Source organism: Paenibacillus pabuli NBRC 13638 (assembly GCF_001514495.1).
GTDB classification, from domain to species: domain Bacteria; phylum Bacillota; class Bacilli; order Paenibacillales; family Paenibacillaceae; genus Paenibacillus; species Paenibacillus pabuli.
This window is the reverse complement of sequence record NZ_BCNM01000009.1, coordinates 23,034-46,266: the sequence shown is the minus strand read 5'-3', so window position 1 is coordinate 46,266 and position 23,233 is coordinate 23,034. Positions and strand designations below refer to the sequence as shown.

Below are 23,233 nucleotides of genomic sequence, written 5' to 3'. Positions count from 1 at the left end.
ACCCCTTCTCGTGTTAGATAGATGTGTGACTGACCCCACCGGATGCCGGCGGGGTATTTTTTTGTTTCAACCTTTAATACGACACAGAACAAACATTTAATACGGTGAAAAACAAACTAAAACAAAAATAAATAAAGAAAATGTATTTGATTTTTATTGACTTATAAAGATAAACAAAGGTATAATAAATGTGAAAAAAGGAACATACTACTGTGCGTGACGGCCATTTTATTTTTTATCATGAGGAGAGAATGATGATGAACGTGACCCTTACCAATGAAGTAACACAGGCTGCGGACTTTAATATCCCATTTGTCCGTGAGATGGCGGAGATTACTCAACATATGTGGAAAAATGGATGGGATGAACGTAACGGCGGCAACATCAGTTATGTGCTGGAGGAAGAGGAAGTTGCTAAATACATCGATATCAACCATGTCATTCGCAGGATTAAACCCGCATTTTCGGTGCATGAACTGGCAGGGAAATATTTGATCGTGACTGCTTCGGGCAAATATTTCAAAAATGTACTGGCTGATCCAGAGAGCAATCTGGGGTTGCTGCGTGTATCGAGTGATGGTCAGGAGTTGGAAGTGTTATGGGGTTTTAAGTCGGGGGCGAATCCAACCAGTGAATTACCTACTCATTTTATGAGCCATATCGAACGTCTGAAAGTCGACCCGAACCATCGGGTTGTGATGCATAACCATGCGACCCATGTGCTGGCGATGACGTTTATCCATGAGTTGGATGAGATGAAATTTACAAAGACCTTGTGGCAGATGTGTACGGAATGTGTGGTTGTATTTCCTGACGGTGTGGGCATTATTCCATGGATGGTGCCTGGATCGAATGAAATCGGACGGGAAACGGCGGAGAAAATGAAGGAATATCACGCAGTCATCTGGCCGCAGCATGGGATATTTGGAACGGGGACAACGGTTGATGAAGCGTTTGGTCTTATTGAGACCATTGAGAAGGCAGCCCAGGTTTATATGCTGATTCATGGTCACGAAGTCCGGCAGCGAATTACGGATGAGCAGCTGGCGACCCTGGCTCAGGCGTTCGGTGTTACTCCGCGTCCTGGTATTTTGGGAATGTAAGTTTGACGGATCAGATCGTATAAAAGAAAGAGCTCCAACACAGCCTAATATGAATGGTCTTTGGTTTCATAAACCGAAGGCCATTTTCTTTTTTTCGGCAAACAAACGCCGTTTTGGTTCAAAAAAGTTCAAAATGCTGAACAAGATTGGCTTTGTTATCGATTATTGAATCGTAGAATGCATTATCACACGCTGGCGAATTTCGGGTGAAATGACGTATTGTCATTGGCTCCGCGATTTTGCATAATAACAATGCTTCACAGATGAGGGATGGAAGGAAGTTATGATCATGCTTGGCAAAATGAAGAGAATCTTAATAGGCAAGCCTATGAAATCGGCTGAATTGGATGCAGAAAAATTGGGGAAATGGAAGGCGCTCGCGATTCTATCTTCCGATGCCCTGTCGTCCGTTGCCTATGGTACGGAGCAGATATTACTGGTGCTCGTTGCGGCCGGATTTGCCGCCTTATGGTACTCTGTTCCAATCTCCATCGCCGTGTTGGGGTTACTCGTCATTTTAATATTTTCCTACCGACAGACGATATTTGCTTATCCAACCGGGGGCGGCGCGTATATCGTAGCCAAGGATAATCTGGGTACGGCTCCGAGCCTGATTGCCGGAGGATCTTTGCTGGTCGATTATATTCTAACTGTCGCGGTAAGTTCGTCCGCAGGAACCGATGCGATTACATCAGCTTTTCCCATGCTTCACGATTACAGCGTAGTGATTGCGTTGGTGATGATTGTATTTCTGACGATTATGAACTTGCGGGGCGTGACGGAATCTGCCTCTGTACTGGCGATTCCCATATATTTATTTATCTTTTCGATTGCAATTCTGATTATATCCGGAGGAATCAAATTTCTTGCGGGTGGGATGGAAGCCGCAGCGCCTGAGTTCGGAACGAGCATGTCTCATGTGAGCATGTTTCTGCTATTGAAGGCATTCAGCTCGGGATGCTCGGCTCTGACAGGGGTCGAAGCGGTTAGCAACGCCATTCCAAACTTCAAGCAGCCTGCCGAGAAAAATGCAGCAGGAACCTTGATGCTGATGGGCTGTATTCTGGGAGCCATGTTTATCGGAATTACATTGCTTGCCTATGGTTACGGGGTAAAGCCTGATCCCAAAGCCACAGTCATTTCCCAAATTGCCGAAGCTACGTTTGGCAGGGGCACGATGTATTTTATTATTCAGGGCGTAACAGCACTGATCCTGTTCCTGGCAGCCAATACGGCATATTCGGCTTTCCCGCTGCTATCCTTCATGATGGCGAAAGACAAATACATGCCGCATGCATTTATGGTCAGAGGGGACCGCCTGGGCTTCTCGAACGGTATTATTTTTCTTAGTGTCATGTCCGCATTGCTGGTGGTGGGGTTTAAAGGAAATACGGAAAGCCTGATTCCGCTCTACGCTGTGGGTGTGTTCATTCCATTCACCCTGTCGCAGTTGGGCATGATGATTCGCTGGATCAAAGTCAAACCGTCCGGCTGGGGTGTGAAGCTGCTCGTCAATACGATTGGTATGCTGACCACACTGTCGATTACATTGATTTTTATATTCACCAAGTTCACGCAAACATGGGTTATCTTTATTTTCCTGCCACTTGTCGTCTATGTGTTCATGCGCATTCACCGTCATTACTGCAACATCGCGGATGAATTGCGGATTGACATCAAGCTGGAGAAACCGGTGACAAAGGGCAATACGATTATCATTCCGGTGGCTGGTATTACCCGTGTCGTGATGAATACGATCAGTTACGCGCAGACGATGTCCGATCATGTAGTTGCCCTGTATATCGGGTTTGATGATGAAGCCATTCGCAAGATGGAGCAGAAGTGGGAGGAGTGGAACCCTGGCGTCCGTCTGGTTGTGATCAAGTCGAGATACCGCAGCATTATGGGACCGCTCAAGAAGTTCATTGATACCGTCGAGTGGAAGACGTCTGAAACGGACCATATCACGATTCTGATCCCGCAGTTCATCACCAAGCATTGGTGGCAAAATGTACTGCATAACCAGACCAGCTTCATGATCCGTGCTTATCTGATCAATTACAAAGACGTGATTGTCACGACTGTGCCGTATCATCTCAATCGCTAAAAGGCTTCGGAATGCTCAACCGAACATTTGGCGTTAACGTTAAATATCCAGTTTTCTGTTAAATGTATGGAGTGTAGTATATCTAATCGCGTTCATCTTCCCTTAACACATAAAGCCGCATGAACCTTCCCGAATCAAGGGAGTTCTTGCGGTTTTTTTGCTGTTCACTGACCCTGGTTTGAAGTCTATTTAACATCCCTTGTTTGGTAAACTCATCTATCCATGATTAACGCTGCGTTGATTCAGAATCGACTCTGCTGTGACAGTTGGCTTTTACACTAGATAACGTGGGTGATGAAGTTCACGCACTTAATGCGTAGATCAAGGGGGAAGAAAATCCGATGAGTGAGCTTGACAACCGGATCGGCTTGCCCGCTGCCAGACGGCGCGTATGGGGTATGAGTCAGCGCCGGACAGCTTCGCTGCGTGTGCAGCGAATGCGGGAGAATATGTTGGCCTATGGTTTCCTGGCACCATCGCTGCTCTTATTTGCAGTGTTTCTGTTTTATCCGATGTTCAAGTCGGTGTACCTGAGTCTGCATTCCACGGACCCTACCGGCCAGATTGCAGCTTATGTGGGATTGGACAATTTCAAGGCGGTATTCCAGTCCGGACTGTTCCTGCAAGGCATGAAAGTAACGCTGCTGTTTGTCCTGTTTACTGTGCCAACCGGCATGCTGGTTGCCCTGATTCTGGCGGCACTTACACACAACCGGTTCAAGGGAATGCGTGTGTTCCAATTTGTTTTCTCTCTGCCCGTGGTGTTGTCGGTCGGTTCGTCGGCAGTCATCTGGAAGTTCCTGTTCCACCCGACTTTGGGTATGCTGAATTATTTATTAGGAAAAGTTGGAATCGACCCGATTCCCTGGCTGACCAGTCCGGATTGGGCCTTAATATCGATCTCCATCATGACGATTTGGATGAATCTCGGATTCAATTACATTATTCTGTCCAGCGGATTACAGGGCATCCCGGATGAAATTTATGAGAGCGCGAAGATTGACGGCGCAGGTCCGTTGCTTACGTTTCGCAAAATCTCGCTGCCACTATTGTCGCCAACCCTGTTCTTCGTCACCGTTGTATCGATCATTGGTGCATTCCAATCTTTTGGTCAGATCAACATTCTAACCCGTGGTGGCCCGATGGACAGTACCAATGTATTCGTATATTCCATCTATCAGGAGGCCTTTGTTAATTTCCGCTTTGGGACGGGCAGTGCGCAAGCGCTTATCCTGTTTGCAGTCATTATGCTGCTGACCCTGATTCAGTTCAAATGGGTGGAAAGGAAAGTGCATTACCAATGAGGACACCATGGACCAAAACATTGCTGTATGTGCTGCTTACAATCTGTGCGGCACTCGTACTGTATCCGGTGCTGTACACCTTTTTCATGGCGGTCATGACGCCAGAGGATGCCAGTGCATATCCGCCTCATATCATCCCGCAATCCATAGACCTGTCCAACTTCACGGAAGTATTCGATATCGTTCCGATTGTTTCGTTTATCGGCAATACGTTCCTGGTGGCAGGATTGACGATGCTTGGTCAGCTTGTTACAGCGAGCATGGCGGCTTATGCATTCGCGAAAATGGAGTTTAAGGGCAAAAACGTCATCTTTAGTATGTTTGTCGCAACGATGATGATTCCTTGGGAAGTCACCATGATCCCGAACTATCTGACGGTTCGCAGTTGGGGCTGGCTCGATACGTATCAGGGGCTGACCATTCCGTTCCTGGCAACAGCGTTCGGCACATTCCTGCTGAGACAATTCTTTATGCAGCTGCCTAAGGAACTGTTTGAAGCAGCGAAGATCGATGGCTGTGGGCACATCCGGTATTTTGTATCCCATGTCCTGCCCTTGTCCCGTCCGGCACTTGGAACACTGGCAATATACTCGTTCCTGAGCATGTACAACTCCTATCTGTGGCCGCTGCTCGTTACAAATACTCCAGAGATGAGGACGGTACAGATCGGGATCTCGATGCTGGAGTTCCAGGAATCCACTGCATGGAATCTGGTGTTTGCCGGCACGGCACTTGTTATTTTGCCATCGCTGCTGCTCCTGGTGTTCGGTTTGAAACAGCTGGTACGCGGTATGGCTGCAGGAGCGCTGAAAGGGTAGTTTGGATTTTAAGGATTAAAGCTTTTGAATGGATGCTGAAGAATTAGAACTATTAAATTAAAACCTGTATCGTCGTACAAGGTTTACGGTTTTGGATACCCAGGAGCAAATAAACAAGGCTCACGCTTGAAATAAGTCTTTTACAGACTGCAAAAGTAGTGGAGGGGACGAAATCGATTCTGTAGAAGCGAAGCGTGCGCCTTTATCCCCGGATTTTCCCTTATGAAACGGGAATGTGAAAAAATCCGGGGATAACAGCGATCGAAAGAACGATTCGGATCCGTAACGGCCACCATGCAGAAAGTAAAGCACTTATTGTGACGTGAGCCATATAAAAGGAGAGCGATTATGATCGGATTTCGTTTGAAAAAAAGAGGCACATTGGCATTGATGTTGGCTGCACTTATGTTGGTATTGGCCGCTTGTGGCGGAAAAACCGAAACGACAAGCACAACGGGCGGAGCGCAGGCAGATGCCGCAGCTGCTGAATCGGTACAACTGACATGGTGGCATTCGATGTCGGGTGCAGGGGAGAAAGCCATTAACCAACTCGCTTCCGATTTCAATGCAAGTCACCCGGATATTCAGGTGAAGGCCATCTATCAGGGGAAATATGATGAGAGCCTGAACAAACTCAAAGCTTCCATGGGCTCGGACAGTGGTCCGAACATTATCCAGGTGTACGAGATCGGAAGCAAGTTCATGATCGATTCGGGCATGATTACGCCGGTGCAGCAATTCATCGACAAAGACAAGTTCGACCTGTCCCAGCTGGAGCCGAATATCATCCGTTATTACACCATCGACGGCAAATTGAATGCGATGCCGTTCAACACATCGAACCCGATTTTGTATTACAACAAAGATATGTTCAAAGCTGCAGGCTTGGACCCGGAGAACCCGCCAAAGACCTACGAAGAGTTTGAGCAAGCAGCCAAAGCGCTGGCGAAAGACGGCAAACCAGGCGCATCCATGGCCATCTATGGCTGGTTTATGGAACAGTTCTTTGCGAACCAGAATGCAGATTATGTAAACAATGGTAATGGCAGAAACGGTGCGGCGACAGAATCCATGCTGAACTCTGAAGCTGGCGTGAAGACATTGACATGGTGGAAAAAGATGATGGACGAGAAAACCGTTTCCAATCTGGGACGTAGCACAGACGATACGACCGCTGCATTCACCGCACAGCAAATCGGCATGACACTGGATTCCACCGCTGGATTGCGTAAAATTGTAGAGGGTGCTGGTGGCAAGTTTGAGCTGGGAACAGGCTTCCTGCCGCGTCCAGCAGATGCCAAAGAAGGCGGAGTCGTTGTTGGTGGCGCAAGCTTGTATATCATGAACAACAAATCCGAAGCAGAGCAGCAAGCCGCTTGGGAATTCATCAAGTATCTGGCTACACCTGAGGTACAAGCCAACTGGAGTGTTGCGACAGGATACTTCCCGATTACGACAGCAGCCTACAATGAGCAAGTATTAAAGGATAATATGGCGAAGTACCCGCAATTCCAGACAGCAGTCGACCAATTGCATGCTTCCGCGGATTCGACAGCAACATCCGGGGCCATTATGGGGGTATTCCCCGAAGCCCGTCAAATTGTCGAAGGAGCGATCGAAACGGTCCTGAATGGACAAGGTACGCCGCAAGACGTATTGGATGCAGCAGCGAAGCAAATTACAGACAAGATCGGGCAGTATAACAGTACGGTGAAGAAGTAACTTATTGCTTGCAGTAGGACAAACTTCAAGCTGGGTATAGCAAAGTTGAAATGGATGACTTAACTTGGAATGTCATAAAGAGTAGGACGTATGCGATGGTCAATCCTGACTGTCGCTTCGTTTTGCTGTGAAAAGAGCTATGACCAAAATCGCTTTAAGTCGCATTGTGTATAGGGAGTTCTATCAATAGATATCGAAAACAGCTTGCAGACCTTCATCTGTAAGCTGTTTTTATTAAAGTTCATTTTCACCAGAGTGAGGCGAGAAAAAAGTTACACAAAAAAGACCACCGAAAAAATTCGGCGGTCTTTTTACCAAATTCAGGTTTATCCATCTTAATCTGGTTTAATTATCTTTTAAATCTTCAATGGAATTGATGTCCATATAGGTTGGCACAACCAGACCCGTTTTGGCACCGTCCATATTTGGACCGAGATCATCGATCTGATCTTTGTACTTGTTGTAATAATCTGCAGAGGTGAGCGGCAGCCATGCGGCTGGAGTTGCATCCACATCACCGTTGGCGATACCGGTCCACATTGGACCAATCTCTACCTGAAGGGAGGTTACCTTGTAACCCAGTTTTTCTTTCAGAATGTACTCCAGCAAGTTGGTACTTGCAATCTCGGAGTCCCATGCTACGTAACTGAGTTTAATGGGATCTCCATTCACCGGGGACAGACCTTTGGTCCATTCAGCCACTTTATCGCTATGCTTCTCGGCAAAAGACGCTGCGGCTTTTTGGGGATCCTCTCCGTTCTGAATGGCGACCATGATTTCACCCATATCCTCAGGTGTCCAGGAGAAGCGATCCAGGAATTCATAAGCGACAGGTTTGTCTTCCTTTAACCCTTTACGGGCAATGGTATGAATTTGTTCAGCTTCACCGTAGACCCCTTCCGGATCGTCGAGATATTTCAGATCATAAGCGTTGAACATCCAGTGTGGAGTCCACCCCGTAACAATAACGGGTTCTTTATTCTTAACGGCTTTATCCAGTGTAGCTGTCATTGCGGCTCCTGAACCCTCAACCAGTTTCCAGTCAGATAAACCGTATTTCTCAATGGCACTCGCTGTGGATTTCATAATTCCGGCACCTGGATCGATACCGATAATTTGATGATTTACTTCATTTCCCACATTGGCATTCGCCGATGGAGCAGGGGAAGAAGCGCCTGTTTCCAGGTCTGCAATCGAATTAACGTCTGTCATGTATGCAGGAACAACGAGCCCTGTGCGTACACCGGTCATGTTGGCACCCAGATCATCCACCTGGTCTTTGTAACGTTCCCAGTAGTCAGCGTGAGTCAATGGCAGCCAGGCTGCTGGAGAGGCATCTACGTCGCCTGAGGCGACACCCGTCCACATCGGTCCAGCTTCAACTTGCAGGGCGTTAACTTTATAGCCAAGCTTGTTTTCCATAACATATTTCAGCAAGTTGGTACTTGCTATTTCGGAATCCCAGGCTACATAGCTAAGTGTAAATGCATCACCGTTAACTGGCGTCAGACCTTTGGTCCATTCGTTAATCTGGTCAGCGTGTTTCCCAGCGTAGTCTTTAGCAGCATCTTCTGCAGATGTTCCGTTTTGGATGGCGCTCATCATCTCGCCCATTTCATCAGAAGTCCATTGGAAACGGGACAGGAACTCATAAGCAACCGGGTGATCCTTTTTCAAGCCTTTACGTGCGATGGTATGAATTTCTTCTGCATCACCGAAAGATTTTTCCGGGTCATCCAGATATTTCAGATCATACTTGTTGAACATCCAGTGTGGAGTCCAGCCTGTAATGATGATCGGCTGTTCGTTTTTAATAGCTTTGTCCAGTGTGGCCGTCATCGCTGCACCTGAGCCTTCAATGAGTGTCCAATCGCTCAGGTGATAATCATCGATGGCTTTCGCGGCGGATTTCATGATACCTGCACCCGGGTCAATACCAATGATCTGATAATTGACTTCTTCACCTATAGCATTAGCTGAAGTGTTGTTACCACCGGCAGAGCTGCTATTCCCACCGATAAAGTATTGTGAGAAACCAGCTACGAGTACAACCAGTGTTGCCGCAGCCGTAATCCAGGCTTTTTGTTTCGACGAGATGCGGGAGGTCTTCTTGCGACCTGGCATAAACAGATTTTGCGTGAAGCGGTCGAGAACAATCGCGAGTACTACGACAGCTAGACCCGCTTCAAATCCTTTACCGATCTGCAACTGCGTTACCGCACGATAAACTTCCGCACCAATACCCTGTGCACCAATCATGGAAGCAATAACAACCATGGACAGCGACAGCATGATGGTTTGGTTAATCCCTGACATTACGGTAGGCAATGCAAGAGGAAGCTGTACTTTGAACAACTTTTGCATGGATGTGGAACCAAATGCGTCAGCTGCTTCAACCAGTTCGCCAGATACCTGCTTAATTCCAAGGTGAGTCAGGCGAATCGTAGGTGGAATCGCAAATATTACGGACGCGATAACACCCGGAACCACACCGAGGCTGAAGAAAGTTACAGCTGGCAGCAAGTAGACAAATGCAGGCATGGTCTGCATAAAGTCAAGCAATGGTGTAATAATCCGGGCTGCGGTTCTGCTGTATGCGAGCCAGATTCCGATGGGAACACCAAGCAGAATGGAGATTAATCCTGACGTAATAACAAGGCCCAATGTGTCCATCGATTGGGACCAATATCCGAGGTTATCTACGAGCAGGAATCCAATCACCGTAAACAGGGTTAACGGTAACCGCCCAACGAGATATGCCAGTATCCCAAGTATTACAATGAACAGGAGCGGATGGGGAAGCATGAACAACCCGGAGAAAAATCCGACAACCTCCTGAATCACGATAGAAATAACTTTAAATAATCCGGAGAGCGAAGAGCTCATCCAGTCAACAATGGCTTCAATCCACGATGCTAGTGGTATTTTGGGAATCATTTGCAAGTTCCTCCTTTACTGCAACTTCACCGCTTAGTGCGCCAAGCAGGGCACCGCGGACGATAACACCTTGCAGACGGCCATTTTCGCCAACGACAGCGAGTGGCACATGGGCTGAACTTACAATCTCGAACAATTCATGAATCAGGGTTTCAGGCGACACCGTCGGCCCATCCGTGATCAGAATATCATTCAATACTTTGTTTTCGCGCATCGCTCGGGTTGCATCTTCTGCTGTAATGACACCAAGCAGTTTTTTCGAACGGTCAATGACAAACAGGTTGGAAATACCACGTTCGCGCATTAATTCGAGGGCAACACGAGGGCCACGGTCAAGCGTAATCGTTTCAGGACGTCGCATAACATGAGATGCAGTAAGGACCTTGGACAAGTCCACGTCTTCGACGAAGCGGGCCACATATGAGTTGGCCGGTTGAATCATGATTTCTTCCGGAGTACCGATCTGCACGACTGCGCCGTCTTTCATGAGGGCAATACGATCGCCGATGCGCAGCGCTTCGTCCAAGTCATGGGTAATGAAAATAATGGTCTTTTTCATTTTATCCTGAAGCTCAATCAACTCATCCTGCATATCACGACGAATCAACGGATCAAGTGCACTGAATGCTTCATCCATTAATAGGACTTCCGGATCATTTGCCAGCGCACGAGCCAAACCTACACGCTGCTGCATCCCGCCACTCAGCTCATCCGGCATTTTGTCTTCCCAGCCCTTAAGGCCAACCAGTTCAAGCGAGGTTTTCGCTTTTTCCCGACGTTTATCTTTATCTACCTTTTGAATCTCCAGTCCATACTCCACATTATCGAGAACGGTACGGTGCGGGAATAACGCAAACTTCTGGAACACCATGCTAATCGTTTTCCGACGCACTTCGCGCAATTGTTCTTTGTTCATCTTACGCAGATCCTTGCCATGGACGAGAATCTCTCCCGAGGTCGGTTCAATCAGACGATTGAACATCCGAACCAGTGTAGACTTACCACTCCCTGACAGTCCCATGATGACGAAAATTTCGCCTTCTTTAATTTCCATGTTGACCCGGTTGACACCAACCGTTATCTGTTTTTCTTTGGCCAACTTCTCTTTACCCCAACCTTGCTCCAATAATTGAATACCTTGCTCGGTTTGGGGGCCAAACAGTTTACTTACATTCTTAACTTCAAGTATGGTCATGTTTTCACCCCTTCTGATGTGTTGTGCACTTCGAACGGCTTTCAGCATCCACAAGCCCATACACTTGTGCGCCCAGCCACGAAATCCGGTAATTGCTTCGCTTCCCGTCTTTCTGGGTAACGTTTTGTATTCTAACAATACTTAACCTGTATAGCAACTGAATAAACAGTACATAATGTTTGTACAGTAAAAACTGTACAAAGTTTTCCGTCCATATGCTCTGTCATCCTCCTTATTTTGGCTAATAAGGCACCTTTACATTTGATATCGCTTTTCCTACAATAGAAAATGAGCTGAATTGAAGCTGTTTTTATTGGTTAAAAGATAGTCGTAGGCAGATGCAACCTGGTAAAGTTCCCATTAAATACATTGGGTAGCCTAATGCCTTCTGGCATATAGGATGTCCTGCAGGATACTTTCCCATGTAAGCAGGGTCTAAACCGTTGCAATTTTTTTTGCCAAGACTGGGAATGTTCAGAATGGAGGTTGCAAGCATGGGCTTGGACCATTTAGAAGAGGAACAGCAAGCAACCGTTCTTAGAATCCGTAAACGCGTCATTGAAGCCATTGGACGTAATATGGATCTCTACGGAGTAACGCTGTCCACGGGACACTTATATGGATTGCTTTTTTTTGCTGACAAACCAATGACCCTTGACGATATGGGCCGGGAAATGGAAATGAGCAAAACGAGCATGAGTACCGGCGTACGCACACTGCTGGATCTAAAAATGGTGAATAAAGTATGGAGCAAAGGCTCCCGGAAAGACCTATATGAAGTGGAGTATGACTGGCATCAGACGTTTACGGATTATTTCGTGATTAAATGGAGAAAAGCCGTGGAGAGTAACCTGCAGGTACTGCGCAAATCCGTTGATGAATTGAATCGTTTGATTTCTGACCTGGATGAACAAGCAGATGCCGAACTTCTTCACATTCTTATGGGGGACAAGCATAAGGTCCTCCAAGCAGAAGCCTATTACAAATGGTTGGACCGATTGATTGATACAATGGAAGATGAAGAAATATACAAGCTGGTTCCGAAGGAAGAAATCAAGGAACACTAATAACAACAAAGCAAAGAGCCCTTTCCAGATTGGATAGGGTTCTTTTGTGTTTGAATATTATCGTCTACAATTGCCCGATTAATCCCGCACGTGATAAGGATCTATGCTGCTGAACGATCTGTTCCAGTTCGTCTATAATCTGATAGCGTCCGAACGGATTCCAGCACATTAGCGGCCAATCAGAGATATCGTGTACGTTACCCTTCAATACGGCAGCTGAGCGATTCCAGGCGGCGGTTTGCTTCATGCGCCGGAGCAGCTTCTCGCTGGCAGGCTGATTGGAGATGCGATGAATGAAGAGGTGGTCCGTGTCCAGCAGAGGGATGCTATCAGCTGAATATTCGCCGGTCATTACATCTGTAGATATGATCTGTCCAGGATGTAGTCCCAATTCACCGTATAAAAGGTGGTCTAATGGATGCGTGGCATATTCATGAATTCGAATGGACTGGGTTGTAACCTGCATAAGCATGATACGCTCTTGTCCGAAATGGTGCTGCAAGTGAAGGCCAGCTTCAAGGCTGCGTAGCTCCAGTTGTTTTACATTTTGCAAAGCCTGCTTATCCCGTCCAACCAGCTCAGCCAAACGAAAATGATATTCTTTCCAATCCGAGGGCGGATCAAGTACGACGGTTGGGGCGATACCTCTTAACCTATCGTAATGGGTCTTATGGTAGAAGTCAGCGATAATCAGGTCTGGCTTTGCCTGCCGCAGCCTATCCAATTGTTGAATTAGCTGCTGATGTTGTTCAGCCTCATTCTGTTCCCGATCACGGAATTCATCCATCACTGCTACCGGGTACAGTCCAAGAGAAGAGAGATTCTCATGAAGTCCTGTTATGGACGCCGTAGCCACGCGCAGCTGGTCTCTTTTCATATATAGGCTGGGTGCAATCCCAACGGATTGTTTGAATTTGCGGCTGAAATAATATTCATTGCCATAACCGACAGACTCGGCGACGTCTTTGAGTACACAATATTCCTGTTGGAGCTGTTTTTTGGCTTCGTCAATCCGTAATCGGTTCAGATAATCGGTCGGTGACATGCCTTTGGTTTTTTTGAAACTTCGAGAATATGAACTTGCTGTCAGTCCGGCAATTTTGGCGAGTTGATCCATGCTGATACCCTCACTCATGAACTGACGCATATACATAATGCTGCGTTCCAGCGCAGGATCGACTCTTTCATAGTTTTCTTCAAGCCGATTCTCGGATAGATACTGCAACAGATCCTGCAGTTGGCTATGTATGCTAATGAAGTGATCCGGTTGAGCACCGCGATAGGTTTCATACAATTGTTCACATCGTGACACGGCCTGTCGTTCATGACGAACCAGTAATCGGCCGGTTTGCCAACCGAGCGGGAAGCCGGGAGCGGAAGTCATCTTCCATTCACCGTGCACCTGCTGCAAACGAACGGTATCCATGCTGAGCAATAGAAACTCTGTGACAGCCGAGCGTGCAGCCGCCTCCATGATCGTTCCAGGTTGCAGAAAGAACAGATGATTGGCTTGAGCTGTATAAACCTGATCATTGAGGACCAGGACACCGTCGCCTTTCAAAATAAGACAGAGCATGGGCCGGGACACCGTCTTGCCTTGCACACGAAAATGCTCCTCGCGGCGTACGCGGCACATGGAAGAGAGGAGCGGTAGAGATGAGGCTTCAGAAATGAAGGGCAGCTGTTCAGTCATACGGACCATCCTTTTGTCTTATTTTCTTAATGATAACAATTATCATTCTCATATGGAAGGTGTTTTTGAAAAATAGTTTGTGACATGAAAAAAAGAGGATACCTCGAGCCGTTAAAGGCTGTAAGGTGATCCTCTTCCTTGGATATATATGATTTTAGTTAGGGGTTACCAACAGGATATCGTCCAGGAAAACGTCGCTTAACGACTTTTTGCCTGTACCGCTCGCTTGCACGTGGTACAAACGGTACAGATCATTGGCGTTGATGTAGAACATTCCCGGAACATCAGCTATGAACTGGAATGTATCCCATTCATCTCCGGCAAGTTTGGTTACTTTAAGAGCAGTGGTAACGGAATATAGTCCATTGCTGCCTGATATGTATGCAAGCGTTGGTGTGCCGTTGTTGAATTGATTGGCCACATAGGTGACGTTACTTAGATTCAGATTGGCAGATTTGGATATTTTGTTGCCGGAGATGGTTTTGGCGTAAGCCTTTTTATCTGCATCCACAATAATCATTTTATCTGTACCTAATGCGTCCACCTCTCGAATGCTTTTGCTGTGGACCTGAAGGGTCTTGCCAGAAGTAGTCAATGCAAAAGCTTTGCCGATCGCATAGTTGTAGTCCTTGTTGCTGTCCAACTTGATGCCTTGATTATACACATAAAGGTTATTACCCCAGCCGCCAGAATATACTGCATTGACATCGAGCTTTGCTTTTGGGTTAACAGCTGTGGCTTTGCCTGTGCTGTAATTAACCTTATACATCACAACCGCATTGGTGGAATATACCTGTTCATACGGGTTGGTATTGACCATGAGTTGAAGTTCATTTTTGGCTGGATGCATAAAATAACGACCTTCTACTGCGCCTGCGGCAATCCGTTGTACGGCTCCGCTGCCATTGGATGCTTTGGAAACGATCCAGGTATTTCCGTTAACGAGCGCGTTATAGTACACGCGACTTTTCGTTACAGTGAGGAGCGGGAAATCGGTATCCGCATTGTCAGCAATTTTTTTGACAGTCGAGGCTTCGCTATTACCGTTCGCACGATAGATTGCACCTTTGGCATCCATATAATAGATGAACCCGTTGTCTGAAAAGTAGTTTAATACGTCTGTAGCATAAATTTCTGCTGAATCACGTGAACCATCATTTGGGACGCGAAGCAATGTTGTGGACGATTTGGACTGCGTGTAGTAGAGGTAGGAGCCTGCCTCGACAAGGTCAACCCCTTCGAAATCCAGTAAAACCTCAGTTGTGCTGCTTCCGTCACCGGATACTTTGTACAATACACCATCGGAATCATAATAGACGGTGGATTGGTTGAGTGAGGCTGCTTGCGCACCGTTCCCGCCTCCCAGTGTCGCTGCTGCCATCAATATAAACAGCAGCATGGCGCAGAGGGTACGTTGCACACGTGAGGACCATTTGTTCATGAATCAATCATCACCCTTCTTCATTATATATACAGTTAACACCTTTAGTTATATCGGTAAACTATGGAAAATATGTTATAGATCCTATTTGGGGGAATGTACAAAAATGAATAGCGTTATTTAGCTGCAAACTCGGCATCAGAGCCTAAAAATTTACCCCATCGATGAAGTAACTTCTCTGGAATTCGTTACATCTCAGAACGGTGTAAATGGCAGCGAATAACGTTTGTCAGATTCGTTAGAGCAAATTAACGCGAACAAGGGCGTCCACCGTCATGTTCATGACTTATGGGACAGCCCCTTAATAAAATATAAAATAATAAAATGTAAACTGTAACCTATTCCGCTTAAATCTGGCTCTCTGCCAGCTGCTGTCGACTGTTCCACAGGGTGATCAGGCGAAGCAGAGCGAAACTGATGAGCAGAAGCACCGCTCCGATCAGGAGCAGCATGAATGGACTAATTAGCAGCATGCCGCTCGCCTGACCGGCAATCAGTGCAAGCAATGGAATGACTACTAATCCACCCAGTTGATAAGCTTCCTGAAATCCCCGTACCTTGGCCGAAATCAATACATTAAACAGAATGACCACAAGACTGCATGCCGGAACCACCCAGAGAATAAGAATGATCCAGTTCAGATTGGGAAACATCCATTTCCCAAACATCGGATACATCAGGATATTGGCAATGATTCCGTAGATGATGAATGTAGTCCAGGATAACAACAGGGAAGGAATAAGAGCAGCCAGCACCTTTCCCTTAAACAACGTATCCATACTCATCGGCGTGAAAAGAAGACCTTCCAGTGTCTTTCGCTCCTTTTCACCTGCAAAGCTGTTCGCCGTCAGAATGCTGGATGCCATCACCGGAATGATCAGAAACAACGGGGCAAACATGTACAAGGCCAGATAATAGACAATACGATGGTTATCCGTAGGCATGGAAGCGAGCTGGGGGATCTGGCCGGAATCGGTTAAGGTATTTAGCGTATCAAGCAGGAAGCTCATATTGCCCAGGGATTGAAGCTCCATCCTTGAGGCTGTCCATATGAGTACCGCGGGCATGATAATTCCGATAATCAATGGAACGATCAACATTGGCAACCAGAGCTGAACACTGGCTGTGATGGCTTGAATGTCTTTGCGTACAAGTGCACGTATGGCTTGGCGATTATTCATGATGGTGTGCCTCCCTAATGGCAAAATAAATACTTTCCAGATCACTGCCCAAGATGCGTGCCTGATAGACTTGTCCATACGCTGTTAATCTCCGCAGCAGAACTGGAATCTCATCCCTGGATTGGAGTTGAAATATGGCTTTATATGCTGAAATCACTTCCGGCTTGTATTCTTTTAAGGCCATCCATCCGTCCGGCATGGTCGCTTCAACTTCGATTCGTGGTGTGGTCAGATAACGGTTCACAATCTCCTGCTCCGTACCTTCTTCCACTTTGCGACCCTTTTCCATAAAAATATACCGATCACATACGGCCGAAAGCTGGGACAGCACATGAGATGAAACGAGGATGGTCATGTTTTCCTCCTGGTTCAGTCGACGAATGATACGAAGTACCATCTGGATTCCGTCAGGGTCAAGTCCGTTGGTCGGCTCATCCAGAAAGAGGACGGAAGGGCGATGCAGCAGCACACGAGCAAGACCTACGCGTTTTTTCATGCCTGTGCTGTAGGTGCCCACTTTTCGATGTTGATAATCCTGCAATTCAAACAGAGCTACGAGTTCATCGATTCGTGCTTTGGCATGCGGCACACCGAATGCTTCAGCGAAGAAGATCAGGTTGTCACGTCCGCTCATATTTTCATACAGTCCACTCTGTTCGGTAAGTGTGCCGCATAAGGCTAGTACGTTCTCCGTCTCGCGGAAGGGATCAAGGCCGTTAATGCTCACTTGCCCACCCGAAGCGCCAAGAACACCATTCATGATGCGGATCAAGGTGGTTTTGCCCGAACCATTGGGCCCAATTAGCCCGGTAACGCTACCTTTTTCAACCTTAAAGCTGACATCGTTCAGTGCCTGATGCACTTTGAATTGCTTGGAAATGTTACGAACTTCAATCATATATATTCACCGTCCGATCTGAGTTTGGAGATTATACGTCCAACCCGCTCCTATCGTTCAAATGAAGTTCAAAATTAAAGTGTTCTCCTTCTTAAGTCCCAAACCCAGGCACCAACTTCACCCTAAAGTCCGGCGAAATCGGGTCTCAGGTTTGTTTCCACTCTGGTCATTACCATGTATTCTGGTTAAAAGGATGCAATATCCCGTTTCATTGCCATCCATAACGTGGTAATTAGACCTAAGGCCTCTTACATACGTGAATGCCTGAATATCCATCGAAACCGGTCTTGGTTAACCAGGGCCGGTTTGATGTCGTCACTTGGCGTATCCATTCGAGGAACGCCCGTTTCTAAGCAATACATATCTATTTCGTCTAACACATCATATGCACACATATATTCTGGGTATTTGATGTATTGGACCATGAGGAAGGTGAGCGAAATGACAGCATCCAACGAATATCGTTTCCAGGTGAACCTGAGCGGTATGATCCAGATTCTATCGAACCATCTATACAGCAGTCCCAAAGTATTTTTACGTGAACTCATGCAGAACGCAACCGATGCCATTACAGCCCGAACAGAGGCAGAGCCTGGGTTCCAGAGCGAAGTTCGCGTGGAACTGACGGGAACGGGTGAGCAGCGCACGATGATGGTGGAGGACAACGGCATTGGCTTGACGGAAGCGGATATACATGAGTTCCTGGCGATGATAGGTCAATCCTCGAAACGAGGACAGCAGGCCCTGCTGGATGGAGAGACATCTTTCATCGGACGCTTTGGAATCGGATTGTTGTCCTGTTTCATGGTGAGTCATGAAATCGTCATGCTGACGCAATCTGCGAAGGGTGGACCTTCGATGGAGTGGAGAGGCAAGCCGGACGGCACCTATACGATTCGGCAACTAGACGTGCAGCTGTCCCCGGGTACGAAAGTGTATCTGCGTTGTACGCCGGAGGCAGCCCATTATTTTGAAGCGGAATATGTGAAGGAAGCCTTGTTCTATTATGGAGCGCTGCTGCCGTATCCGGTTACCCTTCATAGTGAGGGGGTTCAACATATTGTAAATAGCCAGTCGCCGAGCTGGCTGATGGAGCCTGAACTCGCACGTGGACGCAGAACAGAAGTACTGGCTTTTGGTGAACGCTTGCTTGGAGAGAAGTTTCAGGATTACATTCCACTGACGACAGCTTCTGGCCGTACAGGAGGCATTGCTTATGTGCTGCCCCATGCCGTTAATCTGAATGCCAAGCGTTCCCATCGTGTGTATCTGAAGAGAATGTTGATCTCGGAGAAGGCGGAGAATATTTTACCGGATTGGGCTTTCTTCGTGAAATGTCTGATCTGGACAGATGAGCTTCAACCGACGGCTTCACGGGAACATTTTTATGAAAATGAAAAGCTGGAAGAGGTACGCTCCGAACTCGGAGATGCTCTTCGTAAGGGCTTGGCCGACATGGCAGAGAGTCAGACGGAGCGGCTGCAGAAGCTGATTCGTCTGCATGCACTGTCGATGAAGGCACTGGCTGTGCAGGATCAGGAATTTTACGCGATGATTCACCGCTGGCTTCCGTTTGAGAGCACCCGGGGTCATCGGGAACTGGGCGAACTGATGGATGAGGGAGAGACGTTGTACTTTACTGCATCGGTAGATGAGTATCGTCAGATTCATCATGTCGCTTCCGCACAATCGATGCTCGTTATTAACGGCGGGTACATTTACGACAGCGATTTGATGGCGATGCTTCCACTCGCTGTACAGCATGTAAAGACGGAACGATTACAGCCGGATGAAGTATCCATGAGTTTCACTGATGTGCCGCCAGCTGAACGAAATCAGTATTATGATGCGTTGCGCCTCGCTGATTCTGCATTGCAACGTTTCCGCTGCCGTGCAGAGGTCAAAGGGTTTAAGCCAGCAGATCTGCCTGTGCTGTTCACGCTCTCGCAGGAGTCTTCCACACTCCGTGCACTGGAAAAAGCAAGCGAGGAGAGTACGGAGCTGTTCTCTTCCGTCCTTGGTTCATTGTCTTCAGGGATTGGTTCGGCAGGGTATTCCACCCTGTACCTGAACATTAACAATCCCATTATTCAGCGGGTGCTGACGTCTCCGGATCCCCAAATGACCCCGATTGCCATAGAGATGTTGTATGTTAACGCGCTAATGATGGGTCATTATGCGATGAATCGGCAGGAGCTTGAGGTGCTGAATCAGGGCATCGTTCGGTTTATAGATTGGGGATTGCGTGCGAATACAGATCGTAGTAAGGGGGATGCCTGATGAAGACAGAGTTGGATTTTGAGGATCTGATGGAAGAGGCCTATGGCTTGCCAAATGGAACAGCCAAGCTGGGTATGCTGGAGGAAGCGGCAAGAGTAGCCGATGTGAATGGCATGGAGGAAGAAGCGTACGAGGCGCGTTCGGAGATCGTGGAGACGGCGACATTTTGCGGTTATCCGATGAAAGCACTGATTGCTTTTTCCTGGCAGCTGGGCAAGTTTGATCAACAGCCTGAACGATATGACGAAGAAACGTTAATGTGGTCGTACAAATGGATTTTGGGCGAATTATCCAGCTTCCCGGAAGTGTCTCGCGAGAAAATGATGGAACTGCTGGAGGACTTCGGACGTCGCTTCAAGTCATTTGGATACAGCGAACGTTCGTATTGGTATTACCGTTTCCGCATATCCATGGATCTTGGGGAGCTGGAGGAGGCTGGAAACAGCTATACCAAGTTCAGAAGCATGGACCGTGACTTTATGAGTGATTGTGAAGCCTGTGAGCAGGATGAGATTATGCGTTACTGGCTACTGCTAGGTAATGATGAGAAAGTATTGGAAGCGGCGAAGCCCATTTTGAAAGGGAGAATGAGCTGTGCCGAAATTCCGCACCTGACCTTATCGGAGATTCTGATGCCCCTATACCGACTTGGGAAGATGGATGAAGCTGATAAACATCAGGCCAAAGGTTATCGCATGATCAAAGGACATAATGATTTTGTGCAAAGCTTTGCCGAGCAAATGGATTATCTTGCACGCACGAACCCGGCGAAGGGCATCGATGTATTGGAAGAAAGTCTGGTGCTCGCGATGGATCATGAAGATCCGTTTGCCAAAATGATGTTCTATGCCAGAGCTGCACAGCTGCTGCACCGCTGGGCCGACGAATCTCCAGGATACCGCCTGCGGCTGCCTGCTTCATTCCCCTATGAAGGAGATCCGGGAGATTTACGTAAACTGGCCGATTATTTTGCAGCCTATGCCAAAGCATCTGCTGAGAAATACGATCAGCGTAATGGCAATCAACATGTCTCCTCGATGTTAAGCGAGGTATAGTCAGAACCATTCTTAAACGAACTCAGCAAATCTGATTAGACAGTAGTATGCAGAATTTGAAGTGTAACGAATTTCAGCTGCCTTGTAATCCATGGCGGATATATCGTATGACACTCCAAAAGGTCACCGCTTTAACCAAAACAGGCTTGTTCAGCAGAAGGGTTATCCTTCTGCGAACAAGCCTGTTTACCGTTTTTTTATACCGAGAATATGAGATTGTTATTCAGGTTATTCAGGAGTCACGGCTGCAGGCGCGGTTGTATCTTCGGCAAGTTCCTCATCTGAGGAAGCTTCCACTGGCGGCTGCGTTGTCATCAGGTCAGCTACGATCTTGTCGGTAGGCTGTGTAAACAATTGGTACATTATTGCTGCTTCTTCCTGACGGATCAGCGGTTTGCGGGAGAGGAAATCAACCGATCCGTCCTCCAGCACCTTCACCTCTGGGCCGTGGATGCCTAGCTTAACCATCATCTGGATCGCAGGCACAGCCCACGCATCTGTCTGCCCGGCCAGCTTCACATCCGCGAACAGTTCGTTCGGGTATTGCAGCTGGAGAGTTCTCCAGACCATCACCATCGCTTCCTGGCGAGTAATGACCTGATCTGGCTTGAATTGTTTCTCATCCGCACCCGTGATCATGCCGGATTCATAACCCAGCTGAATGTAACCGGCTGCAGGGTGGGTTGCCCAGTCGGTATCCGCAGGTGGTGTCGTTTTGCTGGCTTTCAACCCGCTCATTTTAAGGACGTCCTCAATAAATTCAGCCCGTGTAACAGCATTTTTGGGTTGAAATGCTTCACTTGCATCATTGGGATAGTATCCAAGCGATTGTAATCCATAGATGGCTTCAGCATATGGGCTGTTCTCATGAACATCCCGGAAGCCTTGAGGTTTCTGCCCTTTTTTCTCATATCCCAATGGATTGAGGTAGGGTTCTTTCATGTAGATGGTTCCATCAGCATTTTCCTTGAACGCTGTGAACTGGCCTGTTAATTCATCCTTGAAGAGAAGATCTTCGATCTGAATCAGGTTACGTGAGCCCAGAAAAACATCTGAAATACTCAATTGTCCTGGCTCTTTGCCGCCTTCTTTCAGGGAGCTGACAATGGTGCTTAGTCGCAGATCTGCGTAAAGCCCAGCGAAGCGCTGCAGTTCATCCGCAGATTGAGGCGTATATTCCTTGAATTTGACCGGCTCCGCATATTGCGGGAAGAACGTCTGGATAAAGGCCGGGTAGAAGAGATTGCGAAGTGCTCCCGTCTGGTTGTAGGTAAGGAAGACACCTGTATTTTGCTCAGGAATAAGGAAGAGATAAGAGCTGAATCCAATCAGGTCGCCTGCTTTGGTAATAATTTTGGAACTGCTGCCTGCACCCGGAAGCTGAAAAGCAGCCTCGAATCCATAAGTAGTGTCCGGTAACAGTGGATGAATGGACGAGCGGTATTGTTCCATGCTTTTTATCGTAGATTCTTTCCAAATACGTTCGTTATCCTTCACACCATCATTCAGGAAAGCGATCATGAAATTCCCGATATCCTCTGCCGTTGAGAGCATGCCGCCATGAGGCATAGGCGTTGGGGTAAGGGTGTACAGGTCGAGTGGATTATGGCCCGCATCATAGGCTGTTGCAAGTTGGTTTTTAAACTTGTCGTTCAGCATAAAGCTGCTGTTATCCATACCCAAAGGTTTGAAGATATGATGCTGCATATACGATTCAAACGGCTCGCCGCTCACATTCTCCACAATCATGCCAAGCAGCAGGAAGGAGAAGTTGTCGTACATGTAGGCGGTGCCAGGCTCTCGAACGACAGGGGGCATATGTAATTTTGCATAATCCTCCATCGATACGCTCTTGTCGAAGTCATCATGGATGTCTTCCTGCTGCGGATCGCGAACCTCGAATCCAGTGGTATGTGTAAGCAGGTTCTCCACCGTTACTGGTTTGTCAAAAGGATTATCGAATTCCAGCCCTTTCACATAGGTCTGAAAATCAGCTTTTAAATCTACCTTGCCTTGCTCTACAAGCTGCATGACAGCAGCTGACGTAAATGTTTTGGAGACCGAAGCGATACGAAAGATGGTATTTTTCGGATCAACGGGCGTTTTACTCTCGAGATCGGAATATCCATACCCTTTTTCTGCCACGACCTTTCCATCTTTGACAACGACGACGGAAGCGCCAACATATTGGGCTTTGGCTTCGGGGGAATCAAAAAATGTATCGAGAAAAGCTGCAGCTGATTCGCTCGTCAGAGCTTTTGTTTCCCCCTTCTCATTAACTGTAGCTGGTGCAGTCTCCGCCTGCACAGCGGGTGCCCATAGACTGAGGGACAGAACAAAAGCCATGAACGCCCCCGTTAGGGAGGTGAGCCTGAAGCGGGTGCTTCGATTGGATAGATGCATGCAAACACTCCTTCAAAGGAAAATTTGGT

15 protein-coding genes are annotated in these 23,233 nt (G+C 47.4%); 8 read left to right on the top strand and 7 right to left on the bottom strand.

Annotated elements, in window-relative coordinates; all coding sequences use genetic code 11:
• Positions 1–257 precede the first annotated feature (257 nt).
• From rhaD to PPA03S_RS13540, 5 genes are all read left to right on the top strand, one after another.
• Positions 258–1,103, top strand: coding sequence for a rhamnulose-1-phosphate aldolase (gene rhaD, locus PPA03S_RS13560; RefSeq protein ID WP_062323706.1), 846 nt, complete (start codon positions 258–260; stop codon positions 1,101–1,103).
• A 289-nt stretch (positions 1,104–1,392) separates the two neighbouring features.
• Positions 1,393–3,210 carry a potassium transporter KimA gene (kimA, locus tag PPA03S_RS13555; protein WP_062323704.1) on the top strand — a complete coding sequence of 606 codons (1,818 nt, stop codon included), beginning with the start codon at positions 1,393–1,395 and terminating at the stop codon, positions 3,208–3,210.
• Positions 3,211–3,608: 398 nt separating this feature from the next.
• Positions 3,609–4,514 (top strand): carbohydrate ABC transporter permease, encoded by a 906-nt coding sequence (locus tag PPA03S_RS13550; RefSeq protein WP_411835397.1) that lies wholly within the window; start codon positions 3,609–3,611, stop codon positions 4,512–4,514.
• Positions 4,511–5,332: a carbohydrate ABC transporter permease gene (locus tag PPA03S_RS13545; RefSeq protein ID WP_062323700.1), complete on the top strand. Its 822-nt coding sequence runs from the start codon at positions 4,511–4,513 to the stop codon at positions 5,330–5,332. Before PPA03S_RS13550 ends, PPA03S_RS13545 begins: the two co-directional genes overlap by 4 nt.
• A gap of 348 nt (positions 5,333–5,680) precedes the next feature.
• On the top strand, positions 5,681–7,054 hold the full coding sequence (locus PPA03S_RS13540) for an ABC transporter substrate-binding protein (protein WP_062323698.1): 1,374 nt from the start codon (positions 5,681–5,683) through the stop codon (positions 7,052–7,054).
• A gap of 345 nt (positions 7,055–7,399) precedes the next feature.
• On the opposite strand, the gene PPA03S_RS13535 is transcribed toward PPA03S_RS13540, so the two are convergent.
• Positions 7,400–9,991 carry a glycine betaine ABC transporter substrate-binding protein gene (locus PPA03S_RS13535; RefSeq protein ID WP_062323696.1) on the bottom strand — a complete coding sequence of 864 codons (2,592 nt, stop codon included), beginning with the start codon at positions 9,989–9,991 and terminating at the stop codon, positions 7,400–7,402.
• Complete coding sequence (locus PPA03S_RS13530; protein ID WP_062323694.1) at positions 9,957–11,186, bottom strand: quaternary amine ABC transporter ATP-binding protein; 1,230 nt, start codon at positions 11,184–11,186, stop codon at positions 9,957–9,959. The genes PPA03S_RS13535 and PPA03S_RS13530 overlap by 35 nt, the downstream gene beginning before the upstream one ends.
• A gap of 494 nt (positions 11,187–11,680) precedes the next feature.
• Here PPA03S_RS13530 and PPA03S_RS13525 point away from each other — a divergent pair, with 494 nt between their 5' ends.
• On the top strand, positions 11,681–12,253 hold the full coding sequence (locus PPA03S_RS13525; RefSeq protein WP_062323692.1) for a GbsR/MarR family transcriptional regulator: 573 nt from the start codon (positions 11,681–11,683) through the stop codon (positions 12,251–12,253).
• A 64-nt stretch (positions 12,254–12,317) separates the two neighbouring features.
• On the opposite strand, the gene PPA03S_RS13520 is transcribed toward PPA03S_RS13525, so the two are convergent.
• From PPA03S_RS13520 to PPA03S_RS13505, 4 genes are all read right to left on the bottom strand, one after another.
• The gene (locus tag PPA03S_RS13520) at positions 12,318–13,946 is read right to left on the bottom strand and encodes a helix-turn-helix domain-containing protein (protein ID WP_062323690.1); all 1,629 of its coding nucleotides are present in this window, start codon (positions 13,944–13,946) and stop codon (positions 12,318–12,320) included.
• A gap of 154 nt (positions 13,947–14,100) precedes the next feature.
• A complete protein-coding gene (locus tag PPA03S_RS13515; RefSeq protein ID WP_062323687.1) occupies positions 14,101–15,387 on the bottom strand; it encodes a DUF5050 domain-containing protein in 1,287 nt (428 codons plus the stop codon).
• A 347-nt stretch (positions 15,388–15,734) separates the two neighbouring features.
• Complete coding sequence (locus tag PPA03S_RS13510) at positions 15,735–16,568, bottom strand: ABC transporter permease subunit (RefSeq protein ID WP_062323686.1); 834 nt, start codon at positions 16,566–16,568, stop codon at positions 15,735–15,737.
• Positions 16,561–17,466: an ABC transporter ATP-binding protein gene (locus tag PPA03S_RS13505; protein ID WP_062323684.1), complete on the bottom strand. Its 906-nt coding sequence runs from the start codon at positions 17,464–17,466 to the stop codon at positions 16,561–16,563. The genes PPA03S_RS13510 and PPA03S_RS13505 overlap by 8 nt, the downstream gene beginning before the upstream one ends.
• A 441-nt stretch (positions 17,467–17,907) precedes the next feature.
• Here PPA03S_RS13505 and PPA03S_RS13500 point away from each other — a divergent pair, with 441 nt between their 5' ends.
• Positions 17,908–19,746 carry an HSP90 family protein gene (locus PPA03S_RS13500; protein WP_062323681.1) on the top strand — a complete coding sequence of 613 codons (1,839 nt, stop codon included), beginning with the start codon at positions 17,908–17,910 and terminating at the stop codon, positions 19,744–19,746.
• Positions 19,746–20,801: a hypothetical protein gene (locus PPA03S_RS13495; RefSeq protein ID WP_062323679.1), complete on the top strand. Its 1,056-nt coding sequence runs from the start codon at positions 19,746–19,748 to the stop codon at positions 20,799–20,801. The genes PPA03S_RS13500 and PPA03S_RS13495 overlap by 1 nt, the downstream gene beginning before the upstream one ends.
• 228 nt (positions 20,802–21,029) lie before the next feature.
• Here PPA03S_RS13495 and PPA03S_RS13490 read toward each other — a convergent pair whose 3' ends face one another.
• Positions 21,030–23,204: a serine hydrolase domain-containing protein gene (locus PPA03S_RS13490; protein ID WP_062323678.1), complete on the bottom strand. Its 2,175-nt coding sequence runs from the start codon at positions 23,202–23,204 to the stop codon at positions 21,030–21,032.
• Between the last annotated feature and the right edge of the window lie 29 nt (positions 23,205–23,233).